Genomic DNA, 12,711 nt, shown 5'->3' on the forward strand with positions numbered 1-12,711 from the left:
CAGCCTAGCCGACTGTGTTGGGTTTCGCGATCGCTCCACCCAACCTACTAGAGTCTCCCAGCCTAGCCGCCTGTGTTGTGTAAAGCGATCGCTCCACCCAACCTACTAGAGTCCGAGTGTGTTGTAAAGCGATCGCACCAGCCAACCTACTAGAAACCCCGTTTATTAAATGTTTGCGTGGCTGATATAACCCCGCTTTTTAGGATTGCGGGGGATTTTCCGGGGAGGTGAAAATATTGCCCGCTGCGAAAATGTCTCCGATATTTAACCTTAATTCCGGGAAAACTTGAGAGACTATTTGTTGATTGTCCGTCAACACAGTTTCTTCATATAAACCCTCATCCAGCCGCAAAATCGATATCTTATTTAATATCGGATCTACAATCCAATATTCCTGGATTTCCGCCGCCGCATATTCCGTTCTTTTGTACCGATAATCCCGGTTTACCGATTCGGGACTGACCACTTCCACCACTAGGAGGGGTGGCGTTTGAAAAACTGCCGATTCATCCAACAATTCTACAACTTTTTCTCTGGATACGACACAGACATCCATCAATCGCGACTTCCTCGGTGAGGTTCTCACCCCGGCTTCTTTCAAACACAACCAAGGTGAATTCATCCGAGTTATTTCGGCTTTTAAAGTATCCCGGATAAAATCGGCGATTAGCAAATGTCTGATGGTTGGTGGGTTCATGATTTCTAATTGTCCATTGACTAATTCATAATGGTTGTCTGTGCCATCATCATATTTGAGGTAGTCCTCAAAAGTATATGTTTTGTCGGTGGTTATAGATGTCATGGCTATGGTATAATGGTTTTTGATGGTTTATTGAAAGCCAGCCAGTTAGTAGCCGCTAAAACACAACAACTAACTCCCCTGAAAACCTTGGGACTTCAGGGGGGTTACGGTTTTACCAACCAAAGGCTGAGATAAAATCAGCAGATGGTTTGTCGGCTTCGGAAGTTGTGGTTGTGTTAGAATCAGAGTCGATGCGGATTTCTGTGCAGAAGGTGGAGGTGTTGAAGCCTCCGAACCGCTTGACGGCACTCGATCGCATTCTTACATGAGGACCCACAAACCAAAAACGCTCAATGGAACTCATGGTTTCATATTCGGTTATTAAGGTTAAGCCGTCCTCTTCGTCCATCTCAAAACGTCCAATCACGGGGACAATTTCGGCATAACCGCGTTCCCGCAGCATTCGACCCCGGCGCGGATCATCTGGGTCTGGTACGATCGCAAATACGGTAGAACCCTTATGATTTTCGTCTTCCTTATCCCAAGCCATTTCGCCATTCCAGGTGACATGAGCGCCCCCCGCCGCCAAACTCGGGTCAATATCGTGCATTTTGCAGATCTCGGCTACCTGGGGGTCATCAGCGGTAAGGGAGGTTACATTGATATCAGAAAATCCTTTTTCGGCTTGACGAAAAGCTAGGTGATGGGTAGTCCTTAGCGATCGCCATCTTCCGGCACTCATATTAAAAAATTCTATAGCATCCATTAACTCAATCTCCAATCTGACGGCTATCAGTTTATTTTATGGCAGTTAGGGCTGAGTCTGTGGCTATCAGAGCGGAAAATCCAAAGTTTTGTTAAATAGATTAGTGTCTAAATGTCCATGATGGACAGATTGTCAAGTTTATGTTACGATAATTTACATTCCAGGTAAACAAAAATTACGGTTTAATCCAAAACCGTAGTCTCAATCCTAGAATTTCAGAGGAGGAGCGAACAATGCAAACCCCAGGAAATCTAAGCATAGAGCAACAATTCAAGCTCAAGGTTCTCCAGGAACAAGTCAAACACCTAAGTTTAGAAGAAGCTCAGGAGTATCTAATCGAGGTTTTTCGCCAAGGGATGGTTAAGGATAACTTACTGAAAAACTGGATGAAAGGCGCATAGCGTCAAAACACCATCAACCAATCACCACAACCAGAGGGAGGTCAGACAGGGCTAATTAAGTAGCTTCTGACCTCTTGGGGATAGGTTGTGCTTAACCAAAGCGACCACTAACATATTGTTGGGTGGCTTCTTCTTGGGGATTTTGGAACAGACTGTGAGTATCGCTAAACTCAACGAGGTAGCCAAAACGCTTGCTACCATCTTCGGCTTTAGCGTTAAAAAAGGCAGTCATATCAGCGACCCTAGTTGCTTGCTGCATATTATGGGTAACGATAATGATAGTGTATTGTTGTTTTAGCTCAACAATGAGTTCTTCAATCCGCATGGTAGAAATAGGGTCCAAAGCGGAGCAAGGTTCATCCATGAGAATTACATCAGGTTGAACGGAAACCGCGCGCGCAATACATAGACGTTGTTGCTGACCCCCAGACAAAGCCAAACCACTTTGTCGGAGTTTGTCCTTGACTTCATCCCACAGTACAGCCTGACGGAGCGATCGCTCTACAATTTCATCGAGATCAGCTTTAGACTTAGCCAAACCATTGACGCGCACCCCATAGGCGATATTTTCATAAATAGACTTAGGGAAGGGGTTAGGCTTCTGAAATACCATACCAATTTGTCGTCGCACTTGGACAGGATCGACAATGGGATCGTATAAATTCTGACCCTGATAGTAAATATTCCCGGACAACCTGAAGCCTGGAATCAAATCATTAATGCGATTAAAGCAGCGGAGAATAGTAGTTTTACCGCAGCCAGAAGGTCCGATAAAAGCGGTTACTCGTTTTTGGAGAATGTCCATAGTCACGCCGCGAACTGCCTTAAAATCCCCATAGAAAACATCAATATTTTCAGCATGGATGACTATATCGGTATCAGTCACATTAGCAGTATCGGGAATACTAGCATCCATCATGAGCAGTTAACTCCTGAATTGTTGAGCAATTGTACAAATAGATCCCCCACAACTTGATTAATACAGTTGGGGAATTAATGGGATATATAGCGGGGTGATGAGAGTTAAGGATAACCATGAACATCCCCGCCGTATGGGATTCGGGGGGAGTAGGTTTAATTTTACCAATCATCATGTAATATTGCTATATATGGAGGTTTATGGTTTAGCCAAAACGACCACTAACATAATCATGAGTTCGCTGGTCTTGGGGACAGGAAAAAATGTTTTCAGTGGTATCTACTTCGACTAAATAACCAACGCGCTTACCACCTTCTAGGGCTTCGGCGTTAAAGAAGGCGGTATAATCAGCTACGCGAGAAGCCTGCTGCATATTATGGGTAACAATGACAATGGTATAATGTTCCTTTAGTTCAGCCATCAAATCTTCAATTCGCATGGTGGAAATGGGGTCTAAAGCGGAACAGGGTTCATCCATCAAAATAACATCGGGTTGAACAGCGATCGCCCTAGCGATACATAAACGTTGCTGCTGTCCTCCCGATAGAGAAGTCCCCAACTTTTTCATATTATCCTTAACCTCATCCCAGAGGGCGGCGCTGCGTAGGGCTTTTTCGACCCTCTCATCTAAGTTATCTTTAATCCCATTTACGCGCAAACCATAGGCGACATTATCATAAATGGTCTTAGGGAAAGGGTTAGGCTGCTGAAAGACCATACCAATGCGGCGGCGGACAACAACGGGATCAACTCCCTTGCGATAGAGGGGTTGACCTCGGTAATTCAAAAGCCCTTTAACCTCAGCACCAGGAACCAGGTCATTAGTGCGGTTAAAGCAGCGTAAGAGGGTACTTTTACCACAGCCAGAGGGGCCAATAAAAGCGGTAATCTTGCGCTCCAGGATATCCATGTTAACATCCCGGAGAGCGATCGCACCGCTGTAGTAAACCGATAGATTTTTAATCTCAAAAATGCGCCGAGTATTTACGGACACATCACTAATATATTGTTGCATGGTTTCTCCAATTGGTCAAGCTAAAAGAACAGTGAGGCAGAATAGGTGAGCAAAAAAAAGGGAGGGGGTGGGTAAGTTAAAAGGTTTTTTTGCGGCTGAAATAGCGGGCTAAAACGCTGAAAATAAGGACAAGTGACAACAGGACCAAAGCGGCGGCCCAAGCCAAAGCCTGAGATGCTTTGTAGGGAATAATCGAGAAAAAGTAAATCAAGATAGGTAGGGTAGCAACTGGTTCCCAAACATTAGCAGCCCAGAAGTTATTGTTAAAGGAGGTAAACAGTAAGGGTGCAGCTTCTCCAGAGGCGCGGGCGACAGAGAGAACAACACCTGTGACAATAGAAGTTAGGGCGGCGGGTAAGACAATTTGCACTACAGTTTGAAATCGGGTAGCCCCAATACCAGTGGCAGCTAACCGCATTTCATTAGGAACCAATAACAAAGCCTCTTCGGTAGAGCGAATAATAATGGGTAACATCAAGACAGCCAAAGCGACCCCACCGGAAAAAGCGGAAAATCCTCCCATGGGTCTGACGACAATGGAGTAAGCAAATAAGCCACATAAAATGGCGGGAACCCCGGTAAGTACGTTACAGGAGAACTTGACCAAGTAGGCTAACTTAGTGCCGCGACCGAACTCGGCTAGATAAATAGCGGCAATGACACCAAAGGGAACAGCAATCATGGTAGCAATTCCGAGGGTCATTAAGCTACCGATAATGGCATGACCAAAACCGCCCTCAGAGAGGCCGGGAGGGGGTGGTAATTTAGTGAAGATATCGGGAAAGACTAAAGCGCCTACGCCTTTTTGAAAGACGCTAAGGAGGACCCACAGCAAGGGAATGACAACTGTGGCTGCAAAGACCATGGTTAAGACTGTTAAGACCCGTCCCACGAGACGGCGATGGCGAGCCATGGTTTTCTCGCTGATATCGAAACTATCGCCTTCAGAAGGAAAGGAAGGCTGACGACCTAGATTATCCATAATTTATGCTTGCTAAACTTAATCGGGGATTGAGTGAACAAAAAACTCAGGTCAAAGTCAGAAACCTTACTCAATATTCTGAAATCGACGAATGACGAGTTCGGCCAAGATATTGACGACCAGGGATAGGATCATCAGGACTAAACCTGCATACATGAGAGCGGCTACTTGGGTGCGTCCGGCTTCGCCAAACTGGGAGGCGATGAGACCTGTAATGGTTGATCCGGGCTGTAACCATGATATGTTAATGCGGTTGGCGTTACCGACTAGCATGGCGGCTACCATAGTTTCACCCATAGCGCGACCCATTCCCAACATGACGGAACTGATAATCCCAGATAAGCCAGCGGGGATAAGGACTCTGAGAATAGTTTCCCAGCGGGTGGCTCCTAAAGCGAGGGAACCATTGCGGAGGTCTCTGGGTAGGGCTTCAAAGGTGCTACGGGTAATCGAGATGATAATGGGGACGATCATAATGGATAGGACTAAACCGACCAGTAAGAGGTTATTACCGGAGGGGGTAGGGCCACCAAAAAGGGGAATCCAACCGAAGTAGCTGTTGAGAAATCTAAAAACGGGTCTGATCATGGGAATGAGGATAAAAATGCCCCAAATGCCTAAAACCACACTAGGAATGGCTACAATTAGCTCGATCGCAAAAGCGATGGGAGTTGTCACCCATTTGGGAGCAAATCCTTCGGTGAGGAAGACAGCGACCCCAATGCCGAGGGGAACAGCAATTACTAGAGCGATAAAGGCGGTAACTAAGGTTCCATAAATTTGGGGTAGCACGCCATATACGTTGGTTACAGGGTTCCAGGTTGTATTGACTAAAAAACCGAGACCAAATTGGCGAATGGCGGGGGTAGCTTCGATCGCTGTTTGTAGGATTACCCAAAGTAAAACGGCTCCGGCACCAATAGCCAGGAGTAGGGTTAATCCCCAGAAGCCGATATCGATGACTCTAATGGTGCTGGTTCGTTTTTCCAGGCTACGGCTAGTGAATTGATTTGATGGATCAACCAGGGTCATGATGTTGTTTTGTCTCCACTTTGATTAGTTGAGTATTTACAGGAAGGAGCGATCGCCAAAATGTTCAGGAAGTAACTGGGACTAGGAAAGTGTGGGAGTAGTTGTCAGTTATCCATTGAACCGGAAAAGGCTAACGGAGTGGTTTGTTAACACACCCAGACTCTGGGCTATATATCCCAACTCGATAAAAGTTTCGGTAGTAGGAGTACCAAAAATGTGGCACTCCTGAATTGTCTAAGGGAATCTGTTAGTTGGCATTTACGGTGTCAAAGACAGCTTTAATCCTTTGTACTAAAGGATCGGGGGTGGGAACAAAAAGGAGTTCTTCTGCTAAGGCTCTGCCTTCTGGACCTAAAGACCATTCAAAAACCTGACGCAGAGCTTGCCATTTGGCATCGTCTTCATAGTTTTGATAGATCATTACCCAAACTAGACCGACAATGGGGTAAGACTCAGCACCGGAGGGGTCAGGAACTAGCAAAGCAAAGTTATCGGGTACGGGTTCATCAAGTAAGGCTTTAGCTGCTGCTTCTGGAGATGGGGTGATAAAGTTTCCGGCTTGGTTTTCGATTAAAGCTGAGTCAATGTTGTTGAGGGCTGCGTAGGCATAAGATAGGAATCCAATGGCTCCCTCGTTTTGCTGAATGGCCGCGGCTACACCTTCGTTTCCTTGACCACCAATACCTATAGGCCAGTCTACGGAGGTGCCGACACCAGCAGGCCAGTCAGGACAGACTGTATTGATGTGGTTAGTAAATACAAAGGTGGTTCCACTACCGTCGGAACGATGAGCGAAGATAATGGGTAGGTTAGGAAGATTGAGGTTGGGGTTATCGGCGGCGATCGCCGGATCAGTCCATTGGGTAATCTGTCCGGTCACGATACCACAGTAGGCTTGCCGAGATAGTCTCAGTTGGAGGTTCTCAACTCCGGGTAGGTTATAGGAGAAGGAAACAAACCCTCCGGTTAAGGGAAGTTGAATGGGATCGTGACCGTGGGCGGCGATGAAGGATTCTGTGCGAGTGGCGGAGTCTGTGATTGGTGCTTCACTGGCTCCGAAGTCTACTGTGCCATTGATGTACTGCTCTAAACCAGCCCCACTTCCGACGGACTGATAACTAACTTGTACGTTGGGGTCTACCTGGCGGTTATAGGCATCAAACCAACGTTGAAATAGGGGGGCGGGGAAGGTCGCCCCAGCGCCGCTAATGGATATCCTTTGGCCGCGAGTTTCTCCTTCTTGGGGACCGGGAGCGCAGGCGGTTGCTCCCAATAGTATTGGTAGGGAGGCTACTGCTAAAAGGACTTTGCGATTGAGAACCATGAAAAATACGTCCACTTGGTGAAACGACTAGGAAATCAGATGAACAATAACCGATTAAGGTTCTGGTTTAATTTGATACTCAGGTACAAAAACAGACTTTAAGCCCGATACCTACACAAGAAATTACCACAAGATTGATGACTCCACAAGGGGAGTTTATGGTTAGAAAAAAATCTAAAGATTTAGCTTAACTTGGTTTTTCTGTCAAGGATAACCTAACCTTAAACTAATCTTAATCAAGGCTAACTTGACTATAGGTGGCTGGTATGGTGCTGTTTTTATTAAATTCTAATTGGGGGGAACATCTTATGTCAAAGAAAGGCGGCTTATTTAGTCTGATCTGTGGGGAGATTGATAAATTTTAGTAGCACCTAACTTTACCAGGGGGAGGAAAATTAATGAATAATTAACAATTGCCATCTATGGCCACGGGGTGGGGTTGCCATTGAGCTTGGGGTGAGATGATGCTAGGATGGGGAGATTAAGGTAATTACGCAGTTTAAGGCTTAATCGTGGTTCAAGCACTGCCATCAACTAACCGTCAGTCCCAACTCAATGCTGAGTCTTGGTCGCTTACACCTACGGGTCAGACAACAGAGCAACTATTGCAGTGGCTCAATTCCCTGGCTGACCGGGTAATTGGGGGCGATCGCATTGGTCGAGAAGAGGCGATCGCACTGACTAAGATCGAAGGAAATGATCACATTCTGCTGCTGTGTGAGGCGGCGGACCGAGTACGTCAAGCCTGTTGTGGCATAATGGTAGATTTATGTAGCATTATTAATGTCAAGTCGGGGAACTGTTCGGAAAATTGCAGTTTCTGTTCCCAGTCGGTTCACCACCCTGGGGAAAATTCGCCTATTTATGGGCTAAAATCTCCAGAGGAAATTCTGGCTCAGGCGAAAGCTGCTGAAGAAGCTGGGGCGAAACGGTTTTGTTTGGTTTCTCAGGGACGGGGTATTAAGTACAATAGCCCCAAGTCTAGTGAGTTTGAACAGATCCTAGAGACGGTTCGCCGTATTCAGGCGGAAACTTCCATTAAACCCTGTTGTGCTTTGGGAGAAATTACCCCAGAACAGGCTCAGGCTTTGGCGCAAGCAGGTGTGACTAGGTACAATCACAATCTGGAATCTTCCGAAAGTTTTTACGGTAATATTGTGACGACTCATAGTTGGCACGATCGCGTTGAAACTGTGAAAAATATCAAGGCTGCTGGTATTCAAGCCTGTACGGGTGGCATTATCGGTATGGGGGAAAGCTGGGAAGACCGTGTTGACCTGGCTTTAGCATTGCGGGAACTTGAGGTAGAGTCGGTTCCGATTAATCTACTTAACCCCCGTGAAGGAACCCCTTTGGGGGGGCGCTCCCGTCTTGACCCATATCAAGCACTGAAAGCGATCGCTATTTTTCGCCTACTCCTCCCAGAGCAAATTTTGCGATATGCAGGGGGACGGGAAGCTGTTATGGGAGAATTACAAGGGTTAGGTCTGAAAGCGGGGATTAATGCCATGCTGATCGGACATTACCTAACTACTATGGGTCAACCTCCCGAAAGCGATCGGGCTATGTTAGAGTCTCTCGGTCTTGAGGGTGGAGAGGCTCCTATTCCCGGACAAAAACCCAACCATAAACACCAGACTAAAACTTCAGTATAACTCCCTGACAATTGATACCACCAGTTGAATTTTTATGGGCGATCATTGGCGTACTTCTGACTATCGGTGGCACCTTCTTGGAAGCGTTTGTCACCGACCCCTCTAGCCTTTGGAGTCAGCCTAACATTCAGATACATTCCTTGGGTGTTACCTATCAGATCGGAGCAGTTCTACTGGTGGGGTGTATGGGGGGAAAAAATGCGGCGGCTATGTCTCAAATTGCCTATCTAGCCTTGGGTTTGACGGTTTTACCTGTTTTTTCCCAAGGCGGCGGCTTTGGCTACCTCGCAGAGCCTACCTTTGGCTATCTATTGGGTTTTGTTCCCGGTGGTTGGGTCTGTGGTTTTTTGGCTTTTCGTAATCATCCTAAGTTGGAATTGCTGGGATTTAGCTGTCTGTGTGGATTGATTACTATTCACTTGGTGGGGATACTTTATCTGGTTGCTACTCATTTGATGAATGATGTAGGCGATCGCATAATTCCACTCATGACGGCTATTCACAGCTATTCTCTTACTCCCCTCGGTGGTCAGTTGGCTGTGGCTTGTGCGGTAACTGTTATATCCTATGTCCTCCGGGGGTTAATGTTTTATTAACTCAAAATTATCCTCCATGGGATTTAAAAAAAACTCGACTTTTTGGATAGCTGCAACTATCAGTTTGGTGATAGATCATTTGACTAAGTTTTGGGTCGTGCAGACTTTTGAGTTGACTACCCCTCCCCAAACTGTCCCCATTTTACCCGGTATTTTTCATATTACATATGTCGTTAATACTGGGGCGGCTTTTAGTTTGTTCAGCAATGGCGGTGTTTATTGGCTGCGTTGGTTGTCTCTGCTGGTTAGTCTGGGATTAATGCTTTGGGCTTGGTTTGGCCCTCGGCTCATTTCCTGGGAACAGTGGGGATATGGTTTGATTCTTGGCGGCGCTTTGGGTAACGGTATCGATCGCTTTGTTTCTGGTCATGTGGTCGATTTCTTCGATTTCCGCCTGATTCAATTTCCTGTGTTTAATGTCGCTGATATTTCTATTAATGTCGGGATTATCTGTTTGCTGATCGCTGCTTTTCAGCCCCATTCTCACCCATAATTTTTCTGGTCAAGGGGTTGACATCGACCGCCGCTTTCTGTTATGATATTGACATATCCTCAATAATAAGAAATAAGCAAAAATAAAAAAATCGCAAACATCCCATTATGATAAAAGTATAGCGCAAGGCAGCCGCAAAAGCAACCCCCCTCCCCAAAAAGCGAAAATTTTTAACATTTATTAATTTTTTGTTACAAAACTTAACAATATACTATGTATGATAGATGAAAGTGGAGCATTGAGTGTAATAGCGGGCCAATGGTAGTAAATGAATTGTTAGCAGCAGAATCGATAATAACAGAATCGGTGAAGGGTGAGGGAGACTATGATATAGCAATTGTGGGGGGTGGTATTGTGGGGGCGACAGTAGCGTGTAGCCTAAGAAATTCTGGGTTAAGAATAGCACTAATTGAACCTCAGCCAAAAGCGATCGCCGCCAGTCGTCGCCAAGCCTATGCTTTAACGTTACAAACTGGGCGCATTTTAGATGATATCGGGGTGTGGGGAGACATTCTCCCCAAAATAACGACATTTTATCAAATTAGTCTGAGTGATAGCGATCATCCAAATGTGATCAATTTTGAACCGAGGGACTTAGGGACGGAAGCATTAGGATATGTGGGAGAACATTCGATTATCCTAACAGCAATGCAAAGGTTTCTGGAAGATTGCGCCGAGGTGCATTGGTGGTGTCCAGCGACAGTGAAACAAGTTAATTATTATAGCGATCGCGCCGAAATCGAGGTAGAAAATGGGGAGGGAATTAAGACCATTAAAGCGAGGTTAGTCCTAGCTGCTGATGGTGCTAAATCTCCCTTGCGTGAAGCCTCTGGAATTAAGACGAAAGGTTGGAAATATTGGCAGTCCTGTATAGCGTTTACGATTCAAACAGAAAAACATCATAATAATGTAGCATTTGAAAAATTCTGGTCAAGCGGACCGATGGGAGTTTTGCCGCTACCGGGAAATCGCTGTCAAGTGGTGTTAACTGCGCCCCATAGCCAAGCCCATGAGTGGCAAAAAATGGATAAAGGGGAGTTTTTGGAATTGCTAGAATATCGGACGGGTGGAGTTTTGGGGCGCTTAGAATTATTGAGCGATCGCATAGTGTTTCCCGTGCAATTGATGCAAAGCGATCGCTATGTTAATCATAGATTAGCGTTAGTAGGAGATGCGGCGCATTGTTGTCACCCGGTGGGAGGTCAAGGGTTAAATATGGGGATTCGTGATGCTGGTGCGATCGCCGAAATTGTGAAAAAGGCTTATCAAGCGGGTGAAGATATTGGCGACATGAAAACTCTCAACCGATATCAGAAATGGCGGCGGGGAGAAAACCTGTTAATTTTGGGGTTTACGGATTTTCTGGATCGGATGTTTTCGGGGAATTGGCGACCTAAAGTTATCTTGCGTCGTTGGGGACTTTGGGGATTAAAAAAAATCCGACCTTTGCGTTATTTGTCATTACGAATAATGACGGGATTATTTGGACGCGCGCCCCAAATTACTGAATGTAAGTAAATAGGGAGTTATCAATTATGGGGGTGGGGGTGATGCTGAGGGGTTGATTTTTGACCAAGGGTGGGAGTATCTTAAAAGCGATCGCTATATATCAGTAATTTAGACCATGATTATCAATCGTCGCCAATTTTTAAAAACTTCTGCTTTTCTGGGGGGGTCTTTACTGCTAGATAAGTTGAGAGGTCCGGCGGCTGTAGCTGCTAATGAGTTAGCTACACACCCTGATCAAATTATTATGCAGTTAGACTGGAAATATAATGCCCAATTTGCTGGGGTGTTGCTGGCTGATTATTATAATCTCTATAAAAGCAGTGGTTTGGCGGTAGAAATTAGACCGGGAGAAACGGCGATGATTGTAACTAATCAAGTAGCCAAAAATCCGGCGATTATTGGTTGTGGTGAACAGGATATTATTATGAATGCCCAAATTGCGGGTCAACCGATAAAAGCTATAGCTACGATGTTCCAAAATTCCCCTTTGGGGTTAATGTCGATGCCAAATAGTCAGATTTATGACTTACAAGATTTAATCGGGAAACGGGTAGGAATGGAGGGGGAAAGTTACTCGATTATGCAAATGGCTATGGGTTATGATAACATCCCCTCCCATGCCATTGAAATTATCCTAGTTTCAGGAGAGGAAAAACATGATCTGCTACTGAGGGGTGAAGTAGATGCTGTACAATGTTATATTGTAGACGAACCGATTGGATTTGCTGCCAAAACCGGGATTACACCTAACATTATTAAATTTAGTGATTATGGTTATGATGCCTATGTTCAGGTAATTTTTGCCCATAATGAACTATTACAATACCACCCGGAAATAGTGCAGAAATTTTTAGAGGTGACATTTGCGGGTTGGCGGTTGGCTTTGGATGATGTGGAAAAGGCGGCGAAAATTATTGTTAATAATTATGCAGAACCCGGTGGAGAGTATGACGATTTAGATTATCAAATAGCTTCTCTGAAACAGGTAGCTAATTATGTCACTGGGGGACTTACAGATAAGAATTTAGGGAAAATAAATAGCGATCGCTGGCAAAGTATGGCTGCCAAATTCGAGAAGTATGGTATCATAAATGATGTGCCATTATTCTCTAATTCAGTAGATGATAGATTTATCAATTAATAATTAATAATTAATAATTAATAATTAATAATTAATTATTGTAGGGGCGGGTTCTGCTGTCAACTCAACTCTCCAAAACCATATTAATAAACCCGCCCTCCGGGTTCTGCTGTCAACTCAACTCTCCAAAACCATT

General features: G+C 45.2%; 13 protein-coding genes. 6 read left to right on the forward strand and 7 right to left on the reverse strand.

What is annotated here, in order from left to right:
* Window positions 1-199: 199 nt before the first annotated feature.
* On the reverse strand, window positions 200-802 hold the full coding sequence (locus P5683_RS18395; RefSeq protein ID WP_006669413.1) for a Uma2 family endonuclease: 603 nt from the start codon (window positions 800-802) through the stop codon (window positions 200-202).
* 112 nt (window positions 803-914) lie between these two features.
* The gene (locus P5683_RS18400; RefSeq protein WP_006622534.1) at window positions 915-1,508 is read right to left on the reverse strand and encodes a phycobiliprotein lyase; all 594 of its coding nucleotides are present in this window, start codon (window positions 1,506-1,508) and stop codon (window positions 915-917) included.
* 233 nt (window positions 1,509-1,741) lie between these two features.
* Between P5683_RS18400 and P5683_RS18405 the strand changes: the two genes are divergently transcribed.
* Window positions 1,742-1,909 (forward strand): NblA/ycf18 family protein, encoded by a 168-nt coding sequence (locus tag P5683_RS18405; protein ID WP_006617869.1) that lies wholly within the window; start codon window positions 1,742-1,744, stop codon window positions 1,907-1,909.
* 91 nt (window positions 1,910-2,000) lie between these two features.
* Here the strand turns inward: P5683_RS18405 and pstB (P5683_RS18410) are convergent, their stop codons facing one another.
* From pstB (P5683_RS18410) to pstS, 5 genes are all read right to left on the reverse strand, one after another.
* On the reverse strand, window positions 2,001-2,828 hold the full coding sequence (pstB, locus tag P5683_RS18410) for a phosphate ABC transporter ATP-binding protein PstB (protein WP_006622533.1): 828 nt from the start codon (window positions 2,826-2,828) through the stop codon (window positions 2,001-2,003).
* Window positions 2,829-3,033: 205 nt separating this feature from the next.
* A complete protein-coding gene (gene pstB / locus P5683_RS18415) occupies window positions 3,034-3,843 on the reverse strand; it encodes a phosphate ABC transporter ATP-binding protein PstB (protein WP_008056317.1) in 810 nt (269 codons plus the stop codon).
* A gap of 76 nt (window positions 3,844-3,919) precedes the next feature.
* On the reverse strand, window positions 3,920-4,825 hold the full coding sequence (pstA, locus tag P5683_RS18420) for a phosphate ABC transporter permease PstA (protein WP_187758442.1): 906 nt from the start codon (window positions 4,823-4,825) through the stop codon (window positions 3,920-3,922).
* 66 nt (window positions 4,826-4,891) lie between these two features.
* On the reverse strand, window positions 4,892-5,857 hold the full coding sequence (pstC, locus tag P5683_RS18425) for a phosphate ABC transporter permease subunit PstC (RefSeq protein WP_046318971.1): 966 nt from the start codon (window positions 5,855-5,857) through the stop codon (window positions 4,892-4,894).
* A 247-nt stretch (window positions 5,858-6,104) separates the two neighbouring features.
* Window positions 6,105-7,181 (reverse strand): phosphate ABC transporter substrate-binding protein PstS, encoded by a 1,077-nt coding sequence (gene pstS / locus P5683_RS18430; RefSeq protein ID WP_006622529.1) that lies wholly within the window; start codon window positions 7,179-7,181, stop codon window positions 6,105-6,107.
* 512 nt (window positions 7,182-7,693) lie between these two features.
* Between pstS and bioB the strand changes: the two genes are divergently transcribed.
* The 5 genes from bioB (at window position 7,694) to P5683_RS18455 (ending at window position 12,575) form a co-directional block, all read left to right on the forward strand.
* Window positions 7,694-8,836: a biotin synthase BioB gene (gene bioB, locus P5683_RS18435; protein ID WP_006622527.1), complete on the forward strand. Its 1,143-nt coding sequence runs from the start codon at window positions 7,694-7,696 to the stop codon at window positions 8,834-8,836.
* 11 nt (window positions 8,837-8,847) lie between these two features.
* Window positions 8,848-9,432 carry a biotin transporter BioY gene (locus tag P5683_RS18440; protein ID WP_006622526.1) on the forward strand — a complete coding sequence of 195 codons (585 nt, stop codon included), beginning with the start codon at window positions 8,848-8,850 and terminating at the stop codon, window positions 9,430-9,432.
* Window positions 9,433-9,448: 16 nt separating this feature from the next.
* On the forward strand, window positions 9,449-9,925 hold the full coding sequence (lspA, locus tag P5683_RS18445; RefSeq protein WP_006622525.1) for a signal peptidase II: 477 nt from the start codon (window positions 9,449-9,451) through the stop codon (window positions 9,923-9,925).
* 258 nt (window positions 9,926-10,183) lie between these two features.
* Complete coding sequence (locus P5683_RS18450) at window positions 10,184-11,443, forward strand: FAD-dependent hydroxylase (RefSeq protein ID WP_006669419.1); 1,260 nt, start codon at window positions 10,184-10,186, stop codon at window positions 11,441-11,443.
* A gap of 106 nt (window positions 11,444-11,549) precedes the next feature.
* Entirely contained in the window at window positions 11,550-12,575 is a 1,026-nt protein-coding gene (locus P5683_RS18455) for an ABC transporter substrate-binding protein (protein ID WP_006622523.1), read from the forward strand.
* The last annotated feature ends 136 nt before the right edge of the window (window positions 12,576-12,711 follow it).

The organism is Limnospira sp. PMC 1279.21 (genome assembly GCF_032349615.1).
GTDB classification, from domain to species: domain Bacteria; phylum Cyanobacteriota; class Cyanobacteriia; order Cyanobacteriales; family Microcoleaceae; genus Limnospira; species Limnospira fusiformis.

Bases quoted from the DNA above. Each gene is read 5' to 3' on its own strand.
- P5683_RS18395 (WP_006669413.1), bottom strand. From the start codon at position 802: ATGACATCTATAACCACCGACAAAACATATACTTTTGAGGACTACCTC.
- P5683_RS18400 (WP_006622534.1), bottom strand. From the start codon at position 1,508: ATGGATGCTATAGAATTTTTTAATATGAGTGCCGGAAGATGGCGATCG.
- P5683_RS18405 (WP_006617869.1), top strand. From the start codon at position 1,742: ATGCAAACCCCAGGAAATCTAAGCATAGAGCAACAATTCAAGCTCAAG.
- pstB (WP_006622533.1), bottom strand. From the start codon at position 2,828: ATGATGGATGCTAGTATTCCCGATACTGCTAATGTGACTGATACCGAT.
- pstB (WP_008056317.1), bottom strand. From the start codon at position 3,843: ATGCAACAATATATTAGTGATGTGTCCGTAAATACTCGGCGCATTTTT.
- pstA (WP_187758442.1), bottom strand. From the start codon at position 4,825: ATGGATAATCTAGGTCGTCAGCCTTCCTTTCCTTCTGAAGGCGATAGT.
- pstC (WP_046318971.1), bottom strand. From the start codon at position 5,857: ATGACCCTGGTTGATCCATCAAATCAATTCACTAGCCGTAGCCTGGAA.
- pstS (WP_006622529.1), bottom strand. From the start codon at position 7,181: ATGGTTCTCAATCGCAAAGTCCTTTTAGCAGTAGCCTCCCTACCAATA.
- lspA (WP_006622525.1), top strand. From the start codon at position 9,449: ATGGGATTTAAAAAAAACTCGACTTTTTGGATAGCTGCAACTATCAGT.
- P5683_RS18450 (WP_006669419.1), top strand. From the start codon at position 10,184: ATGGTAGTAAATGAATTGTTAGCAGCAGAATCGATAATAACAGAATCG.
- P5683_RS18455 (WP_006622523.1), top strand. From the start codon at position 11,550: ATGATTATCAATCGTCGCCAATTTTTAAAAACTTCTGCTTTTCTGGGG.